General features: G+C 69.0%; 15 protein-coding genes and 1 pseudogene. 10 read left to right on the top strand and 6 right to left on the bottom strand.

The genetic code is table 11. The features are described from left to right. The first annotated feature begins 458 nt into the window (after positions 1-458). The 3 genes and pseudogenes from ACZ45T_RS36445 to ACZ45T_RS36435 all read left to right on the top strand — a co-directional run. A complete protein-coding gene (locus ACZ45T_RS36445; RefSeq protein WP_468448441.1) occupies positions 459-674 on the top strand; it encodes a hypothetical protein in 216 nt (71 codons plus the stop codon). Further along, positions 674-913 carry a hypothetical protein gene (locus ACZ45T_RS36440; RefSeq protein WP_468448440.1) on the top strand — a complete coding sequence of 80 codons (240 nt, stop codon included), beginning with the start codon at positions 674-676 and terminating at the stop codon, positions 911-913. Before ACZ45T_RS36445 ends, ACZ45T_RS36440 begins: the two co-directional genes overlap by 1 nt. A gap of 6 nt (positions 914-919) precedes the next feature. Then, positions 920-1227 (top strand): annotated as a pseudogene (locus tag ACZ45T_RS36435) (Ku protein); the annotation flags it as partial. Positions 1228-1476: 249 nt separating this feature from the next. Here ACZ45T_RS36435 and ACZ45T_RS36430 read toward each other — a convergent pair. The 3 genes from ACZ45T_RS36430 to ACZ45T_RS36420 all read right to left on the bottom strand — a co-directional run bounded on the left by ACZ45T_RS36430 (position 1477) and on the right by ACZ45T_RS36420 (position 4455). Further along, positions 1477-2367, bottom strand: coding sequence for a hypothetical protein (locus ACZ45T_RS36430; protein WP_468448439.1), 891 nt, complete (start codon positions 2365-2367; stop codon positions 1477-1479). 367 nt (positions 2368-2734) lie between these two features. Then, entirely contained in the window at positions 2735-3292 is a 558-nt protein-coding gene (locus tag ACZ45T_RS36425; RefSeq protein WP_468448438.1) for a hypothetical protein, read from the bottom strand. 200 nt (positions 3293-3492) lie between these two features. Further along, positions 3493-4455 (bottom strand): serine hydrolase domain-containing protein, encoded by a 963-nt coding sequence (locus ACZ45T_RS36420; protein ID WP_468448437.1) that lies wholly within the window; start codon positions 4453-4455, stop codon positions 3493-3495. A 396-nt stretch (positions 4456-4851) separates the two neighbouring features. Here ACZ45T_RS36420 and ACZ45T_RS36415 point away from each other — a divergent pair, with 396 nt between their 5' ends. Beyond that, complete coding sequence (locus ACZ45T_RS36415; protein WP_468448436.1) at positions 4852-5703, top strand: ABC transporter ATP-binding protein; 852 nt, start codon at positions 4852-4854, stop codon at positions 5701-5703. 437 nt (positions 5704-6140) lie between these two features. Further along, positions 6141-7865, top strand: coding sequence for an ATP-binding SpoIIE family protein phosphatase (locus tag ACZ45T_RS36410; RefSeq protein ID WP_468448435.1), 1725 nt, complete (start codon positions 6141-6143; stop codon positions 7863-7865). Here the strand turns inward: ACZ45T_RS36410 and ACZ45T_RS36405 are convergent. Continuing rightward, the gene (locus ACZ45T_RS36405) at positions 7862-9331 is read right to left on the bottom strand and encodes a carboxylesterase/lipase family protein (protein WP_468448434.1); all 1470 of its coding nucleotides are present in this window, start codon (positions 9329-9331) and stop codon (positions 7862-7864) included. The two genes, ACZ45T_RS36410 and ACZ45T_RS36405, sit on opposite strands and share 4 nt — an antisense overlap. 108 nt (positions 9332-9439) lie before the next feature. Here ACZ45T_RS36405 and ACZ45T_RS36400 point away from each other — a divergent pair, with 108 nt between their 5' ends. Genes ACZ45T_RS36400 through ACZ45T_RS36390 form a run of 3 tightly spaced genes read left to right on the top strand, consistent with a single transcriptional unit; the run spans position 9440 to position 12298 of the window. Beyond that, the gene (locus ACZ45T_RS36400) at positions 9440-10288 is read left to right on the top strand and encodes an MBL fold metallo-hydrolase (protein ID WP_468448433.1); all 849 of its coding nucleotides are present in this window, start codon (positions 9440-9442) and stop codon (positions 10286-10288) included. Positions 10289-10291: 3 nt separating this feature from the next. Further along, complete coding sequence (locus tag ACZ45T_RS36395; protein WP_468448432.1) at positions 10292-11185, top strand: LysR family transcriptional regulator; 894 nt, start codon at positions 10292-10294, stop codon at positions 11183-11185. Positions 11186-11242: 57 nt separating this feature from the next. Continuing rightward, on the top strand, positions 11243-12298 hold the full coding sequence (locus tag ACZ45T_RS36390; protein ID WP_468448431.1) for a tartrate dehydrogenase: 1056 nt from the start codon (positions 11243-11245) through the stop codon (positions 12296-12298). Positions 12299-12421: 123 nt separating this feature from the next. Here ACZ45T_RS36390 and ACZ45T_RS36385 read toward each other — a convergent pair whose 3' ends face one another. Next, positions 12422-14002: a carboxylesterase/lipase family protein gene (locus tag ACZ45T_RS36385; RefSeq protein WP_468448430.1), complete on the bottom strand. Its 1581-nt coding sequence runs from the start codon at positions 14000-14002 to the stop codon at positions 12422-12424. A 13-nt stretch (positions 14003-14015) separates the two neighbouring features. Continuing rightward, positions 14016-15362 carry a M20/M25/M40 family metallo-hydrolase gene (locus tag ACZ45T_RS36380; protein ID WP_468448429.1) on the bottom strand — a complete coding sequence of 449 codons (1347 nt, stop codon included), beginning with the start codon at positions 15360-15362 and terminating at the stop codon, positions 14016-14018. A gap of 443 nt (positions 15363-15805) precedes the next feature. On the opposite strand from ACZ45T_RS36380, the gene ACZ45T_RS36375 reads away from it, so the two are divergent. Further along, positions 15806-16564, top strand: a complete 759-nt coding sequence (locus tag ACZ45T_RS36375; RefSeq protein WP_468448428.1) for a class I SAM-dependent methyltransferase — start codon at positions 15806-15808, stop codon at positions 16562-16564. A 49-nt stretch (positions 16565-16613) separates the two neighbouring features. Next, on the top strand, positions 16614-17468 hold the full coding sequence (locus ACZ45T_RS36370; protein WP_468448427.1) for an alpha/beta fold hydrolase: 855 nt from the start codon (positions 16614-16616) through the stop codon (positions 17466-17468). Positions 17469-17537: the final 69 nt, after the last annotated feature.

Below are 17537 nucleotides of genomic sequence, written 5' to 3'. Positions count from 1 at the left end.
ACCGCACCTGATCGACGGATGCCTCACCCAAGCCGGACTGATCATGGACAGCTGACCCTGACCAGCGCCCGACACCACTCATTCAATTTCAGTAGCGGTTGGTCAGGTGGGCCGTGGGCGGCACCTGGGAACGGATCCTCGCCGCGGTCCTGGCAGCGACCGACGCCGGTGACGACATCGGTTGACCGGAGCCAGGAGAAGGGGCTCCGGGCCAGGTCGAGCCCGAGGATCACGGGCTTGGGCGCTCCCGCGGTGGCGCCGGCTTTCGAGGACGTCACGGCAGGAATGTTGTTCGTGGCTCACTGGGCTAACGCGGCAAAGATCGTGTCCACCATGTCGAGTGTCTCGGTCCCGTGGCTCGCGACCGGGTTAGGCGGTCTCCCGTCGCAGGGTGCCGGTGTCGCGGTCGTGCGGCGTCGCGGTCGCGCCTCGCGATTCGCTCTTGTGGGTGGCGGCTGATGACCTCCATCGATCAGATCGCCACCCTGGCAACGTTCGGCTCGGTGTGGGCCGTGCTCACTGTCGGCCACAACCTTGCGGACCACGTCATTGGGCAGACCGACCACCAGGCCGCGGGGAAGGCGGCGCCGTCGGCGGCGGAGATCGCCGACGGTGTCAGCCCGCGGCGGGGTTGGGTGCGTGCCTGCGACACGTCGCCCAGTAACACCTGGTGATGGCCGTGATGCTGACGCTGGTCTGGGTCGTTCTGCCGCTGCAGATGTCCTGGTCCGGCCTGGTGGCGGGCCTCGCCGTGTCGGCCGTGACCCACGCCTCCTTCGATCGGCGGTGGCCGGTCCGCTGGCTCTTGGAGCACGTCGGCTCCAAGGGGTTTGCCGAGCTGAAGGCGGCCGGGATGAACGGCATGTATCTCACTGACCTTCTCTGTACCAATGACACGGCGGTTCTGGGCTGACCTAGGCTGGACGGCCGTGAGCTGGACCAGAGTGAGATCACCCGGGGGCTATGAGACCGCGGTCGGCACGATCGTCCCGGTCAGTGATGAGGACTTGGACGCGTTGCCGCTGCCACGGCGAAGGCGATCGAGATCGTGGCGTTCTTCCCGGCCTCGTCCATCGGCCCGATCCAGATCGGGCCCTCCTACTACCTGGCCGCCGAGGGCTCGGCGCCAAGCCGTACGAGCTGCTGAGCCAGGCCCTGGGGCGCAGCAGCAAGGTGGCGGTGGCCAAGTTCGCGATGCGGGACCGTGAGCGGCTCGGGCTGCTCCGCGGTCCTGGGTTTGGCAGCATGGGCGCTGAGGTTGTCGAGCTGGCCCGGCGTCCCCGAATCTGCTGTTCGACCAGCGTCCCAGCAGTCCCCGGCGTGCAGGCGGAGCGTCAGCCGGCCCGCTCCGACCCCCCGCTCGATCAGCCACGTGGGCGGCTCGGGCAGGGGGCGCGGCGCGCGGCGAGGGCCCCCGGCTCCTCAGCGGTGCTCAGTGTCCGCTTGGCGCGGCGGGGCTCGGACCGGGGGCGGAGGCTAGCTTGCTGTCGCGTCGGGTGAGCAAATCGCGCGGGCGGCGCCTCCCCTGACGGTAGTGCTGTCGTTGAAGTAGTCCATTAGCCAGGTGTCGCCGGGCGCGAAGGTGGTGCCCCGGCGAGAGTCAATGGGAATGACGTGCGCCCCCGTGACGAAACCGCCGCTAATCGCGACCTCGCCGGCCGGACACACGACACGAGCCGCCCCGAAACTGTCCGGCGGTGTCGTCGTGGCGGTGCCGGTTACCTCGTGTGTGCTGATAGGGCCGCTGCCGCCCGTCGCGCCCGTCGCGCCCGTCGCGCCGGTCGCGCCCGTCGCGCCGGTCGCGCCCGTCGCGCCGGTCGCGCCCGTCGCGCCGGTCGCGCCCGTGGCTCCGGTGGCGCCCGGGGTACCGGGCTCACCTTGGGTGCCGGTGGCGCCGGCTGGACCGCTCGGGCCCGTCGGACCGGTGGCTCCGCCGCCGGCGCCGGTGGCGCCCGTGGCTCCGGTGGCGCCCGGGGTACCGGGCTCACCTTGGGTGCCAGTGGCGCCGGCTGGACCTGTCGGGCCCGTTGCACCGGGCTCACCCTGGGGGCCGGTGGCGCCCGTCGGACCGGTGGCGCCCGGCTGTCCCGGCTGGCACTCGTCGTCGTGGTCGTCGTCCTCACCGGCCACTGTCCGGGGCCAGTAGTCATCGGGCCGGTGGTGATCCGGCCGGCATTCGTCGCCTCCTCCTGTGGGGCCCGCTGTGCGGACTGCCTTGGTGGTCTGGATGGTTTGGGCGGTGGCGAGGGCGGGGCCGGCGATTCCCGTGAGTACCAGGGCAAGCGATGCGAGGGTGCCGCCAGTCAGCCAGCTGCTGCGTCTGGGCAGTGGTCCAAGGGTTGTACTGGTCTTGTGCTCGGTGCTCATGTAACGCCGCTCTTTCTCGAAACCGGATCGCACGATGGCGGTGGGTCCCCTTCCGGACCACCTCGGCCATCGTGGGGATCGGGATCACAGGTGGTGGGACGCCTCGCGGAGGCGTCAGTGGATCGGACCAGTGGTGCCGACCCCAATGGGTGCATACGCGGTGGCACCGCGGGACCCGTCAGCGGGCTGTGATCAAGTTGAGCAGATGGCATCTTTTGCCCCGACCTCCGTCACTTCCTCGAAGGCCCCACCGACCGATCTGCCGCCGGACTCCGGCCGGGCAGGGCCGAGTCGAACTGATCGTCGTCGGTGCAGTCAACACACCAGGCCCTTCACCAGACCGCGCTGCTGGTCTCCGCCCTGCTGATCACACTGGTGTGACATCAGCGGCGGGGCAGGGGGACGACGCCCTTGGCATCGTCCCCTGCCTTTGATCCGGGACCGCAGCGGCCGTACTGAGCTGACGGCCCTCCAGGCCGGTCAGCCCGTCCGGCACGATGCCGGTCCAGGCCGCCAGCAGCAGCATGTAGGGAATCGCATCCCTGTGGGACGGGAACAGCCCAGCCCTCACCCTCTCGATGCCCCGGTGCCTCCTGGTGAACTCATCCGGCGTGATGCCCAGGTGAGCGGCGGCCTCGGTCCGCGTCACCGGCCCCATACCGAACACCGCGACACGGTGCCTACGCAAGTGCATCAACCAGTCCCGGGCCGCCAGCGCGTACGCCCGCCACGAATTCGGCGACGGCGCCGCGCTCGACGGCAGCGTACGAAGCCAGGCATTCACCGCCCGCGTCGCCCTGGGGCCGCCCTCGTCCTCGAACAGGAAGTCGTCGTCGAACAGTACCGACATCCGTTCGGGGATCAACGGCTCGCCATCGAGCCCCCAGGACTGCCAGCCCTCGGCAGAGAAGAAGTGCACCAACACGCGTCGGGACGGTAAGTCCGCGACACGTCCGTCATCAACTGCTAACCCCACGTCTGATCAACGGGAGTTGAGGAATGACTTCGAGCGCCACTCGTCCCACACCGCGCGCACTGCACGCGACGTCACGTCCACGCCGATTACGCCAACGCCCGCGGCTGTCGTGTCAGTCGGCGGCCCGCAGGGGGTCGTCGGCCGCCCCGTCATTTGGTCCAGATGTCCAGCAGTTGGTTCGCCGCACGGAAATTATCGGGTGAATCCACGTTGCACACCACGGTGACTGCAGTGTTCCGGTCCGGGCTCACCTTGAAGGTGCTGTGGAACTGCTCCCAGTCGCCGCGGTGCACCAGGCTCTTGTCGGGGAGAAGGAGGATCCCGGCCCCGTACCGTCCTTCTTCGATGCCGCGCTGGCGCAGGACGTCGCCCACACTCACGGCTCCCTCCGTGACTCCGGTCAGCAGTTCCGTTCCACCGATGCGGCCGGTGCGGTAGTTGTCGGCCCAGCGGACGAATTCCCCAGGGGTGGTCTGGACGGACCCGTCTCCGTACTGTTTCCAGGGGGAGGAATTGGGAGTGAAGGAGCCGTCCTTCTCGTCGTACGACTTCGCCTTGCCGGGAACGTCCACCGCCGGGGACAAGGTCATGCGCAGGTGCAGCGGGGTGAAGAATTCCTGCTGGAGGAACGTCGGGAACGGCGTGCCGGTGACCCTTTCGGCAACGTGGGCCAGGAGGATGTAGTTGGAGTTGGAGTAGGAGAAACGCTTACCTGGCGGATCCTCCGGCTGTGAGGCGAGGATGGCCGCGATCGCTTCCTGCTGGCCGACCGGATCCGTCACCTCGATGCCCTTGTCCTCCAGCAGATCCTGGTAGTCGGGAATGCCGCTGGTGTGACGCATCAGGTCGCCCAGCGTGACATGCTGCGTCCAGGCGGGCGGGTTGTCGAGGTAATCGGACAGGGGGTCGTTCAGTGTGAGTTGATGCCGCCCGGCCAGCAAAAGAACCGCATCCGCAGTGAATTGCTTGGAATTGGATGCCATGTCGAAGACCGTCTTCGAGGTAATGGCACGCCCGGTCGCCAGGTCGGCTTTCCCTCTGCCCGCCTCCCAGATGACATCACCGCGTTTGCCCACCGCGGCCGCGCAGCCTGGACCATCGGCGGAAGGCACCAGCTCCTGGAGAACCCCCGCACTGCGTTTCTCGCGGTCGTCGCGGTCGCGTATGCCTGCGGGCCTATGACGCCGGAAAGCGCGACCACAATCACGGCACCCCATGCCGTGCACAACACGACGCCATCCGATCCACGTAGACCACCTTCTTCCCTACTGTCGAGAGTCCTCCGGCGGTCATACCCTGGCCAATCGATCAAGAGCCGACGGATTCTGCTGCAGACAGTCGCGGTGGCCGAGCGGCGGGTGGCATCGCCGACGAACCTTGCCTGGCGCAAAGTCCTGGCCGTAACCCCTCCAGTTGCTGGGTTCTGCGTGCCGACCTGCCGCATACGCGCACATAAGAGTGGCCCCTGCAGCTATCGTTGCGCGCATCAGCGCCAGGCAGGAGCGACCATGGACACGCCCGCGCAGCCTCGGACCGTCGCCGCGCTCAACGCAGCGAGCGTGCGCCGTTTCACCTCCGGGCTGGTGATCCTCGACCGGATCGACTGGACCGTACGCTCCGGTGAGCACTGGGCGTTGCTCGGCGCGAACGGCGCGGGCAAGACGACCGTGCTGCGCCTCATCGGTGCGCTGATGCACCCCACGGACGGCACCGTCGAGATCCTCGGCCACCGGCTCGGTCGCGTGGACCTGCGCGAACTGCGGGCGCGTATCGGCCTGGTCTCCAGCGCGCAGCGTGTTCCCGAGAACGAGACCGCGCACACGATCGTCCTGACCGGTGCGACCGGGACCGTTCAGCCGCTGTGGCGCAAGTACGACGCCGGGACCCGCGAGCGCGCCCACGACCTGCTCGCCGAGATGAACTGCAAGGATCTGGCCGACAGGCCGTACGGCGTGTGCTCCGGCGGCCAGCGGGCCCGCATCCTCATCGCTCGCGCGCTCATCGCCGACCCGTCATTGCTGCTCCTCGACGAGCCGTTCAACGCGCTCGACCTGCCCTCGCGCGAGGACCTGATCGACGCCCTGCACCGACTCGCCGTCGGTCGCCCGGATCTGGCGACCGTCACGGTCACCCACCACGTGGAGGAACTGGCCCCGAGTACGAGCCACGCGCTGCTGCTGCGCGAGGGCCGCGTCCATACGTCGGGCCCGGTCGCTGACGTCCTGACCGGCGACTTGCTCACCACATGCTTCGGCCGTCCGATCGAGGTCACCCGCCATGACGGCCGCTGGGCGGCCCGGTCCGGCCACAGGCAACGGCCACGGAGCGCCGAGGAGGGCGCGATGACCGGCCCGCAGTAGGAGGGCCGCCAGGCGAAGGCGCGTGCTGCGGGTCGCCGGGTCTCGCCTCGGGGAAGATACTGAAGGTCACGGCGTGTGGAGGCGACATGCGTGAACCGGAGCATCGTGGCCCGAGGCCGGCCTCGGTGCCCGTCAGCGAAACGGCTGCGGTCGTACTGGACGGCGCAGGTGTGGTCGTCGCCCGATCGGAGTGGGCCGCGACGCTGCTGGAATGCTCGCCGGGGCAGACCTGTGCGCCCCTTCTGGGGCTGCTGCCGCGAGCCGGAACGGATGCGGGACCGGCCGGGCGCCTGGTGGCCGTTCCGGGTGGCGATCATGCGGGTCAAAACGTCTCTCTGGTCTGCACGGTTGTCCGGCTGACGGCTCACAGCCACAGTCCAGGCGATTCCGGCGCTGACGCGCAGTGGCTTGTCCTGGTCGTCCCAGCGGAAACCGCGGTGGAGGCAGCCGAGCGAGATGCGTCGCGACGCCGCACGGGGCTGTCGCACGCCGCCGCCGCGGGCATCGGCGCCTCCCTGGACGTGACCGAGATGGCCGAGACCCTCGTGGATCTGCTCGTCCCTGATTTCGCCGACCTGGCGACCGTGGACATCGCCGAGCAAGTGCTGGCGGGCGACGAGCCGCCGCACCTTGACACCAGCGGCGACGTCCGCCTGCGTCGGACCGCTGCCGCGCAGAGCCCGGAGATTTCCGCCGAGGACCTCCTGGCGGTGGGAGAGGCGCTTCCTCCCGTAAAGGACAGTACGTTGATGCGTCCCCTCATGAAGGGGCTGCCCGTGCTGGTGCCGGACGTTGCCATCCTGCACGCGAAGCTCGGCGTGGATCCGGAGAGCCTGCCGTTGTTCGTCCCGCGCGGGGCTCACTCCTCCGTAGCGGTGCCGCTCTTCGCGCGAGGTCTGATCCTCGGCTGCGTCACGGTCTGGCGCAGTCAGCTGCCTTCCGCCTTCGGCGAGGAGGACGCAGCCCTGCTGCAGGACGTCGTCTCCAGGGCCGCACTCGGCGTGGACAACGCACGCCGCTACGCCAAGGAGCACCGGTCTGCGGTGGCCCTGCAGCGGAGCCTGCTGCCGCGCTCGGCCCTGGACTGCGCCGCCGCGGAGGCGGTGGGCGTCTACCAGCCGGCGAGCGGCGGCCTGGGAGTCGGCGGGGACTGGTTCGACGTGATCCCCCTGGCGTCGTTGCGCGTCGCCTTCGTCGTCGGGGATGTCGTCGGCCATGGCCTCGATGCCACCGCGGCCATGGCGCGACTGCGGACCGCGGTGCAGACCCTCGCCGACCTCGATCTGGATCCGGGTGAGCTCCTCACGCACCTGGACGACCTGGTGCTCGGTCTCTCCGGAGAGGAGATGACCGGCGATTCCCGCTCCGAGACGGCGGTGCTCGGAGCGACCTGCCTGTACGCCGTCTACGACCCGGTGACAAGAAGGTGCGCCGCTGCCACAGCGGGACATCCGCCGCCGGCGGTGCTGTCGCCTGGTGAGGAGCCGGTCTTCGTCGGCATGATGCCCGGACCGCCCCTGGGAGTCGGCGGAATGCCTTTCGAGGTAACGGAGTTCGGTGTACAGCCCGGCAGTTTGCTCGCGTTCTTCACGGACGGACTCGTCGAGAGCCGCGGCGGCGACATCGAGGAAGGGATGGAAAGACTGAGGAGCGCGCTCGTCGGCGCGAACGCGAACCGGACCCTGGGCGAGATCAGCCAGAGCGTCTTCGACAGCGTGCTGCCCCACGAGCCCTCCGACGACGTCGCCCTGCTGCTCGCCCGCACCCACGCCCTCTCGTCCGATCAGGTCGCCGAGTGGGAACTCGAAGCCGACCTGTCCCTCGTCGCGCACGCCCGCGAGCTGGTGGTGAGCCAGCTGTCCAGCTGGCAGTTGGACGAACTGAGCTTCGTGACGGAGCTCGTCGCCAGCGAGCTCGTCACGAACGCGATCCGCTACGCAGGGGGACCGGTCGGCCTCCGGCTGATCCGTGACCGGGTGCTCGTCTGCGAGGTGTCCGACCTCAGCAGCACCCAGCCGCGCCTGCGTCGTGCACGTGAGACGGACGAGGGCGGGCGTGGCCTGTTCCTCGTCGCCCAGCTCACCGACCGTTGGGGCTGCCGGTTCACCAGTACCGGGAAGACCATCTGGACGGAGCAACCCATCGGCGGGCTCCTCGTCTAGCTTCCTGCGAAGCGCATGGTGGTGCGGGATTCCTGGTCGTACCGGTCCCAGCGCGGCATGGCCGGGTGGTTGGGGTCGCCGGTGCGTATGAACGAGATCCATGCCTGGTGCATGGTCCTGGCGAGGCCGTCCCTGATCTCGGTGTCCATGCCCGCCAGGAACGGCGCGTGCGACCACTTGTCGAAATTGTCGAAGACGAACGGCAGGTCCAGGCAGTGCGGGGCGCCCAGGCGGCCGTCGTGCGCGGGAGTGGGGAAGTCGAACTCGTACGCCCAGACCGGGCGACCCCGTACCGCCCGCGCTTCCGCGAACGCCAGGGTGGGCTTCCTGAACAGCTCGTCGGTGCTCAGGTCGATGAGAACGTCGATCGGCCGTGCGCCGGGGCGGGCAGCCTCGTACGCCGCGTATGCTTCGGCCGCGCCGTCACCGAAGCTGTCCCGTGCCCGGCGGAGCACCTGTTCCTTGGTCGTCGACGCGTACGCCTCGCCCAGCGCGAAGGTGAAAGCGGACTCTTCCCTGGTCCAGCCGATGAGGACGTCGATGTCCGCGCCCGGACCGTCGAGCAGGTTCAGGGCGGGTTGCCGCGCCGCCGTCCCGCTGTCGAGCACCGGCATGAACGGCGCGGTCCAGTGTCCCCATTCCATGGTGGCCGTGAGGAGTCCGACGGTGGCCTCGACCAGTCGCGGCCACGGCACCGTACGCAGTTCGTCCTCGTCCTTCGCGCCGACGATCTCCAGATAGGCGGCGGTGCGGGCCAGGGACTCGGCAGGCGTCGCGAGGGGCATGGCGAGCGGGACGCTCTGGAGGATGGCTCGGCGGAAGAGGCGGCCGTCACCTCCGTGGGCGGCGAGTGCCGCGGTGGAGAGGGCGCCGGCGGACTGGCCGGCGACGGTGACGTTGCCGGGATCCCCGCCGAAGGCGCCGATGTTGTCCTGGACCCAACGCAGCGCGGCGAGTTGGTCCGTGAGCCAGAGGTTGGCGCACTCGGCGCCGTCGTTCGATGCGAAGGACAGCAGGCCGAGCGGTCCGAGCCGGTAGTTGAGGTTCACCACCACCAGGTCGCCGTGCCGCGCGAAGGTCTCACCGGAGTAGTTCGGCATCGCCCCGGACCCGGAGATGAAGGCGCCGCCGTGGATCCAGACCAGGACGGGACGGTGTGCGTCGTCGATGCCGGGCGTCCACACGTTGAGCGTCAGACAGTCCTCGTCGAAGGGCGGGAAGCCGTGGCCGCCGAGTATCGGGTCGCCCTCGCGGACGGCCTGCGGGGAACTGGGTCCGTGCGTCGTCGCGTCGAGGGTGAGGCTCCATCCCCGGTGCGGCTGCGCGGGGCGCCACCGGAGGGGCCCGACGGGCGGCGCCGCGTACGGCACGCCCCTGAACACGGCAAGGTCATCTTCGAAGACGCCGCGGATCGGGCCCGAGCGAGTGTTCACGACGGGCGCGGTGCGGTCCTGAGTGAAACCCATCCAGTGCGTCCTTCCAGACCGGGATCGAGGATCTTGGCCACTCCAAGTTATTGCGAAATTGTGGCGAGCGTCAATATTATTCGATCCACCGTTGAGACGGAGGATCGAATGGCGACGTGGCGTATCGGTACAACCACGATTCACAAGGTCCTGGAGGCGGAGGTGCCGGTTCTTCCCACGGCGGCCCTGCGGACGGACGACACCGCACTCCTACAGAGGTACCCGTGGCCCGCCCGTGACTTCAGCAGGGTGGACGGCACCTTCGTGCTCTCGGTCCACGGGCTGGTGGTGGACACCGGCATGCGCAGGATCCTCGTGGACACATGCGTCGGCAACGCGCGGGCATCGGTGCCGTTCCTGCGCATGCTGGACTCGCCGTGGCTCGAAGACCTCGCCGCCCTCGGTTACCCTCCGGAGTCGATCGACACCGTGGTGTGTACCCACCTGCACTTCGACCACATCGGGTGGAACACGCGCCTGGAGCAAGGGAAGTGGGTGCCGACCTTTCCACGTGCCCGTCACCTGGTCACACGTGTGGAATGGGACCACTGGGCGGACGAAGCGGATGCGAACCTCGACGACACGATGCAGCCGTTGATCGATGAGGGTCTCGTCGACTTCGTCGGAACCGATCACCGGGTGTGCGACGGTGTGCGCCTGGAAGCCGCTCCCGGGCACACCCCGGGCCAGGTCGCGGTCGTGGTCGAATCCGGCGCGGAACGTGCGGTGATCACCGGTGACCTCGTGCACCACCCGGTGCAGTTCATCGAACCCGATGTAGCCGGCCTCGCCGACACCGACGCGGCGCAGGCCGCCGCCACCCGGCGGGCATTCGTCGAGCGGTACGCCGACACGGGAACGCTCGTGATCGGCACGCACTTCCCCGCCCCCACGGCCGGCCTGCTCCGGCGGGGCGGTGACGGGACCGTGCGGTTCGTCGCGGACGGCCTACGCTGAACCGTGGACTTCCGGCAGCTGACGTACTTCCTCGCCATCGTGGACCACGGCGGCTTCACCCGCGCGGCCGCGGCACTCTACGTGTCGCAGCCGTCCCTGTCACAGGCCATCCAGGCCCTGGAACGCGACGTGGGTGGCGGCCTGTTCCATCGGATAGGCAGGAGGGTGGTCCTGACCGAGGCCGGTACCGCACTGGTTCCACGGGCGCGGGAAGCCCTGCACGCGCTGGAGCTGGCCAGGGCCAGCGTCGACGCCGTCCGTGAACTGCGCGGTGGGCGCCTGGAGATCGCCGCGATGGCCTCACCCACGATCGAACCCCTCAGCACCATGGTCCAGCGCTTCACCGAACGCTTCCCCGCGGTGTCGCTCAGCCTGCGCGTAGCCCTCACCCGCGAGGACGTGGTCGAGACGGTGCGTACGGGAAGCTGCGAACTCGGACTGCTGACCACCTCGTCGCCGCTGCCGGGTCGGGACGTCGTCCCGCACCCTGTTGGAGATGACAGGCTCGTCCTGGTCACCCCGATGGACGGGCCCTTCCCGCCCGGGCGGGCCGTGCGAGCGGAGCAGCTCGAAGGACATCGGCTGATCGTCGGACAGCGGGGGACCGGGATCCGCGCTTACGTCGACGACCTGAAAACCCGGGGCATCGACGTCCGCATCGCGGTGGAGAGCGAACACCGCATGGCCTTCCTGCCCCTGGTGCTCGGGGGTGTCGGACTGGCGGTCGTGACGGAATCCTGGGCCGACCTCTCCGAGCGGGCCGGAGCCCTCGTCCTCGACCTGGAACCGGCCTGTGTCCAGCACAACGTCCTGGTGAGCCGTAAGGCAGAGCTGACGCCTGCTGCCCGTGCCTTCCTGGAGATCGCCGTCCCACCGGCTCATAGGACCAGCCTATGAGGCACATCGGGGATACGTGTTGGACCCGGACGGCGCCCGGTTGCTGGAATTCGAGCCATGACGAACCACAGCATCGCCCTCATACCCGGTGACGGCATCGGCACCGAAGTCCTCCCGGCGGCACGCGAGGTCCTCGACACCGTCGGGAAGCGCCACGGCATCACGTTCACCTACGAGCAGTTCGACTGGTCCTGCGAGCGCTACCTACGTCACGGATCGATGATGCCCGAGGACGGCCTGGAGCAGCTCCGCCGTCACGACGCGATCCTGCTCGGCGCCGTCGGCTACCCGGGCGTGCCGGACCACGTCTCCCTGTGGGGGCTGCTCATCCCGATCCGCCGGGCCTTCGCCCAGTACGTCAACCTCCGCCCGATCCGCGTGTTCGACGGGCTGCCCAGCCCCGTACGCGCGGCCACGCCCGGCAACGTGGACTTCGTGGTCGTCCGAGAGAACACCGAAGGCGAGTACAGCGAGATCGGAGGCCGGATGAACCGCGGGTGTCCCGATGAACTGGCAGTACAGCAAGCCGTGTTCACGCGGACGGGAGTGACCCGGGTCCTCGACTTCGCCTTCCGCCTCGCCGAACGGCGCGGCGGCCCCCTCACGTCGGCGACCAAGTCCAACGGCATCGTGCACACCATGCCGTTCTGGGACGAGCTGGTGGCCGAGCGTTCCGCCGAGCACCCCACGGTCGACTGGAACCAGGAACACATCGACGCGCTGTGCGCCAAGTTCGTCCTCGACCCCGCACGCTTCGACGTCGTCGTCGCGTCCAACCTCTTCGGGGACATACTCAGCGACCTGGCGGCGGCCGTGGCCGGCGGCATCGGCATCGCTCCGTCCGCCAACCTCAACCCGACGGGCGAGCACCCGTCCATGTTCGAGCCGGTCCACGGATCGGCCCCCGACATCGCCGGGCAGGGCATCGCCAATCCGATCGGCGCGATCTGGTCCGCCGCCATGATGCTCGACCACCTCGGCCACCCCGGGGCCGCGGCCGACATCACCGACGCCATCGCCCGCGTCCTGGCCACCACCCCGGTGCGCACGCGCGACCTCGGCGGCTGCGCCTCCACCGCCGAATTCACTTCCACCGTCCTTCAGCACGTCTGACGGGGCGCCGAGGCCAGGCACCGTAAACCGTGATGAGGGCGGAGCGCGCATGCGCTCCGCCCTCATCCGATGGTTGGAGTCAGGGGCGCAGGCCGATGAGCAGGGCGATCCGTCCCCGCATCGTCAGAGCCCCGACTCCTTGTGCCAGATTCGGCGGGATGCCGAGAGCGGGTCCTCGACGACTGACGGTTCGGTGTCCCAGAGGCGAGTCGCCGGCTGTTCCGTTGTGAAGGGTGCCCAGCCGGGATCCCCCGAGACGGCGAAGGCAATCCAGGAGGCACGGAGCTGTTCGGACAGGCGCGTGAAGTCCTGGGACGGGGCCTTCCCGCCGAACAGAAAGTCGGCCATCGGCCCTCGCGCGTGGCCGAAGGTCGCCGGGATGTCCACGGTGTGACAGGCGCCGAGGGCCCCGCCGAAGGCCGGACTGTTCCACGTGAAGTCATAGAGCCACGCTCGTCCGCCCGACGCGGCGTGTGCCTCGGCCAGCCACGTCGCGGGCATCCGGAACAGCGCGTCCGAGAACATGGTGACGTACAGCTGGGAATCGGTCAGGTCCGGGTGGGCGGCGCGGTAGTCGGCTGCGGCCTGACGGCCGAGCCCCAATCCATCAGTAACGGCCTCGAGGTCGAGGTCGCGAATCTTCGCCGAGGGCTGCGCCGGCTTTCGCGATGCCCGATCGCGGAATCCCGCGCGTGCCGCCGCGAACATCATGGGCATGGCCTTGACCATCGCGCCGAGTTTGACCTTGACGAGACCGCGTTCCATGGCGAACAGAGTGAACTCGTCATGCGTGTAGCCGGAGATCAAGTCGATGTCACGTGCGCACCCTGAACGGAGGGCGAGCCATGGCTTGTCGACCACAGTGATGCCGTCGATGACGGGCGAGAACGCGGTGATGGCCTCGGGAGTCGTCCACTTCGCCGGATCCGCTCTCATCGCGGGCAGAGGGTCGTCCTGTACCGCCAGTAGAGCTTCAGGGGACACGGAAGCCAGACCGTCGAGGCCCACGCCGACGGCTTCACCGATCATCGCGGCGATCCGCCGGGCTTCCTCCTCGGGCAGGAACCGCCCGGCCATGCTCTGGACGATGGCCCGACGGAACAGCCCGCGCGCGGCCGGCGCGGACAGCAAGGCGGCGACGGACGCGCCTCCGCCGGACTCGCCGAAGATCGTCACGTTGTCCGGGTCACCGCCGAAGGCCGCGATGTTCTCTCGTACCCATGTGAGTGCGGCGGCCTGGTCGAGGAAGCCCCGGTTGGCGGGTGCGCCCGGCACATAGCCGAATCCCTCGAATCCGACGCGGTAGTTGAACGTCACCATGACCACGCCGCCCCGGGCGAGTACCTCGCCGTCGTAGCCCGGATCAGCGGAATAGCCCGTCTTCCACCCCCCGCCATAGATCCACACCATGACCGGCAGCCGGTCGCCGGCGCTTCCTGGGGTCCAGACGTTCATGCTGAGGCAGTCCAGGCCGTCCTCCGGCCGCCAGGCCGTGGGCATTCCGGGGACCAGCGGCAACTGTGGCGGTGCGGCGCTGAAGGACGTGGCCGGACGGACACCGTTCCAGGCGGGGACCGGAGCCGGCGCCTGGAACCTGAGGGGCCCTTCCGGGGGGAGGGCGTAGGGAATGCCCTTGAAGACCGACAGCCCGCCTTCGGCCGTGCCTTCGACCTTGCCGGTCAGGGTCTCGATGACAACACCCATGGGGTGGCTCCTTTCACGTGGAGAGTCTGAGGACGGCGTCGAGCAGGCATTTCCCGCCGAACATCAGGTCGGTGATCCGGGCATGCTCGTCAGGTGCGTGGATGAGTCGCATGACGTCCGCGTCACTTGCGGAGGGAAAGAATCCGACGACCTTCGTGTCGGGGAGGGCGCGGGCGTCCGTGGCGGCCGGGTTTATGTACGGCAGCACGCGCGCACCCGGTTCGTGGGCTGCGACGGTATCGCCCAGAACCCGCAGCAGTTCCGGGGCGTCCTGGCCGCCGCGGCTCACTCGGCCGTGCAGCAGCGATACCTCGACATGGTCTCCGACCGCCCTCTGCACCTCGGCCACCCACCGGTCGGGCAGCTCGCCGGGAAGGAGACGTCCGTCCAGCACCACGTCGGCTTCGACGGGTACCACGTTCTGGCGCTGCCCCGCGGACAGCACGGTGGGAGTGGCGGTGTTGTGCAGCCCTGCGACGACGAACTCCCGCAGGACGGGATCGATGGGCAGGCTCTTCGCACGGGCCCAGGTCGGGTCCTTCAGCAGCTGCTCGATCGCCTCCGCGCCCGGGCCCGGGTGCAGGTCCGCCAAGGTGTGGAGCATGCGCCGCGAGGTCGGATGCAGCACCGACTCCGGAGCGAACGCACGCAGCCTCAGCAGGGCCTCGGCCAGCGTGAAGACCGCCGACTCGGAGCGCGGGACTGAGGCATGACCGCCCGGCCCGCGAGCGGTGACCCGCATCCGGGCACTGCCCTTCTCGGCCACCTGGGCGGTGTAGACGGGGCCGCCGGGAGTCATGAAGCGCTGGCCGCCGCCTTCGTTGAACGCGAACTCGGCCTCGACGAGGCTGCGGTGGTTCTCCCACAGCCAGTACGCCCCCAACCGGCTGCCGGCTTCCTCGTCGGCGGTGACCACCAGCAGCACGTCCCGCCGCAGCGAGATCCGGTGCGCGGCGAGGAGTTGCATGATCAGCAGGCTCGCGGCGACTTGGCCCTTCATGTCGAGTGTCCCGCGGCCCCACACACGGCCGTCGGCCACCTCGCCCGAGAAAGGGGGACGGCTCCATCCGCCGGGCCCCGCGCCGACCACGTCGGCGTGGCCCAGCAGCATGAGCGGCGGCTCCTGTCCCGTCCCGGGCAGCCGGGCGACGAGGTTGGCCCGTCCGGGCTCGGACTCCAGAACCTTGTGTGCGATACCGGAGCGGGACAGCTCGCGGGAGAGATGGCGTGCGACGGCGATCTCATTGCCCGGAGGGTTCGAGGTGTCCAGGCGGATCAGCGCCGAAAGGTGACTGACGAGGTGTCGTTCCTGGTCGGCCCAGGAGAAGGGCAGCGACATCGGCTCAGGTGAATTGGACATCTACGCTCCGGATTTTCTGGAACGGCGCAGGGCCGCAAAGCAGAGCTGCGCGCCGAGCGCACAGGCGACCAGGACCACGGCCGTGGGCGGTCCCCTCGCGCGGCCATCCGGAGCCTCTGGGCTACGTACGGCTGCGATGTTACACGTGTAACTATATCTGAAGTTCCTGTGTAGCGTCCCGCCCTCGGAGGTTTCATTCATGGCGCGATCACGGCGTCCGGGTGTGGGGCGGGGGCGAGCCGGAGGAGGCTGAAAGCCGTTCTCTGCACTTCGCAGACCTGTACGGGAACGTCATCGTCGCGGCGCAGCTTCCCGTGCGATAACGGTCGCCGATCCAGGCGTAGGCCCCTGAGTCGATGGTGAAGCACGACGCATCCGCGAAGGCATCCCGTCGAACAAAATCCGTACGCCTCCTCGGCAGGCGTGGGGCTAGCGTGCTCCCCATGACGACCGCCAACGACTATGAGAAGCACGTCGCGGAAGCCCGACAAGCCACCATGTCGGGCTGGGACTTCAGTTGGCTGAAGGGCCGGGCGGACGGAGAGGGTCCCTCCTGGGACTACGAACGGCACGCCCGCGCCCTGCTCCCGCGCGCGCGAAGCCTCCTGGACATCGACACCGGTGGCGGTGAACTTCTCGCCTCGCTCACCCCGCTGCCACCGCAGAGCGTGGCCACCGAGAACTGGTTGCCCAACCTCCGCCTGGCCCGGCAACGCCTCTCCCCACTGGGGGTAGAGGTCCACCAGGCATCGGGCTCGAACCTGCCCACCGGATCCTTCGACCTGATCCTCAACCGGCACGGAGTGCTCGATGCGGCAAGCATCCGCACTGCACTCGCGCCGGGCGGCCGGCTCCTCACCCAGCAGGTGGGCAGCCGCAACCACCTGGAACTGAATGAAGCCCTCGGCATCCCCTCACCAGTCAACCCGGACAGCTGGACCCTGGGTGTCGCCGTACAAGCACTGGAATGCGCGGGCCTTGACGTGACGACGGCGCAGGAGGAGATGAGCTCCTACACCTTCCGCGACATCGGGGCGGTGATCTTTCAACTGCGCGCCATCCCTTGGCAGTTCCCCGGATTCGAGCCCTCCCGGTATGAACCCGCGCTACGCCGACTCGACGAGCACATCAGAATCACAGGCGGATTCACAGTGCACGACCACCGGTTCCTGATCGAAGCACAAGCGCAAGCACGAGGTTGAGGATCAATCTCAGGCCACGAAGTGCTGTGGGCCCCTACAGTGGTACCCAATGACACTCTTACATGCCCATGACTATGGGGGCGATGGCCCTCAACTTGTTCTACTGCATGGTTACGCACGGTCGCTGACCGACTGGGACGCCGCGGCCGCCCTGCTCGCCGCCGGGCACCGTGTACTCGCCGTCGACCTTCCCGGGCACGGCCGTTCTCCCGGTATCTCCGGCTGGACCATCCCCACCGTGGTGCGGCACATCGCGGAAACGCTCGACGCGCACGGCGTGCCGGAGGCCGTTGTGGTGGGCCATTCCCTCGGCGGACTGGTCGCGGTCGAGTACGCCCGGGCGACCCCGGACCGTGCCCGTGCCGCCGTGAATCTCGACGGCTTCTGGTGGGGACGCGAGTATCCCGGCGCTGACCGGGTGAGCGAGGGGCTGCTGGCGTCGGCCGGGATCATCGTGCCGCCCGAGTACGTCGAGGAGCAGGTCGTCAACTCCGCCCGGCTCGGGATTCCCGCCGACCGCGCGGAGGCCGCTGCCCGCGCGGCCGCACGCCCGTTGCCCGACGGCAAGTGGCAGATGCTGCCGGAACGGGCGGAGGCGCTGGAGATCCTCGACGAACTCCACAGGCTCGGCGCGCCCGGAGTCGCCACATGGCTGGACGGGGTCGACTGCCCGCTGCTGCTGGTACAGGCGGGCCGACGGCTACCGCCTGCGCCCGGCATGGAGTGGTTCGCCGACTTCAGCACCCGGTTCGCACAAGGGGTCTCCGACGAGCTGGCCGCGCTCTCCCGCACCCGGCCGACGATCAGCGTCAGCCGGATCGACGCCACCCACCCCATGCACCTGGAGGCTCCGGAAGAGGTGGCGACGCTGGTCGCCGGGTTCGTTCGAGGACTGCCCGACTAAAGAATCGGCACGGCTCACGAACGCCGTTCTCGTCCGTTTCCCGCCGCTCGAATACAGACTAGAAGAAGC

It is taken from the genome of Streptomyces sp. NPDC030995 (genome assembly GCF_055571215.1).
Note: the sequence above shows the minus strand (reverse complement) of the source record. Positions and strands in the feature narration are given on the sequence as shown.

Excerpts from the sequence above, each read along its gene's own strand:
- ACZ45T_RS36390 (WP_468448431.1), top strand. The coding sequence starts at position 11,243 with ATGACGAACCACAGCATCGCCCTCATACCCGGTGACGGCATCGGCACC.
- ACZ45T_RS36405 (WP_468448434.1), bottom strand. The coding sequence starts at position 9,331 with ATGGGTTTCACTCAGGACCGCACCGCGCCCGTCGTGAACACTCGCTCG.
- ACZ45T_RS36380 (WP_468448429.1), bottom strand. The coding sequence starts at position 15,362 with ATGTCCAATTCACCTGAGCCGATGTCGCTGCCCTTCTCCTGGGCCGAC.
- ACZ45T_RS36375 (WP_468448428.1), top strand. The coding sequence starts at position 15,806 with ATGACGACCGCCAACGACTATGAGAAGCACGTCGCGGAAGCCCGACAA.
- ACZ45T_RS36440 (WP_468448440.1), top strand. The coding sequence starts at position 674 with ATGGCCGTGATGCTGACGCTGGTCTGGGTCGTTCTGCCGCTGCAGATG.
- ACZ45T_RS36385 (WP_468448430.1), bottom strand. The coding sequence starts at position 14,002 with ATGGGTGTTGTCATCGAGACCCTGACCGGCAAGGTCGAAGGCACGGCC.
- ACZ45T_RS36415 (WP_468448436.1), top strand. The coding sequence starts at position 4,852 with ATGGACACGCCCGCGCAGCCTCGGACCGTCGCCGCGCTCAACGCAGCG.
- ACZ45T_RS36400 (WP_468448433.1), top strand. The coding sequence starts at position 9,440 with ATGGCGACGTGGCGTATCGGTACAACCACGATTCACAAGGTCCTGGAG.
- ACZ45T_RS36445 (WP_468448441.1), top strand. The coding sequence starts at position 459 with ATGACCTCCATCGATCAGATCGCCACCCTGGCAACGTTCGGCTCGGTG.
- ACZ45T_RS36430 (WP_468448439.1), bottom strand. The coding sequence starts at position 2,367 with ATGAGCACCGAGCACAAGACCAGTACAACCCTTGGACCACTGCCCAGA.
- ACZ45T_RS36370 (WP_468448427.1), top strand. The coding sequence starts at position 16,614 with ATGACACTCTTACATGCCCATGACTATGGGGGCGATGGCCCTCAACTT.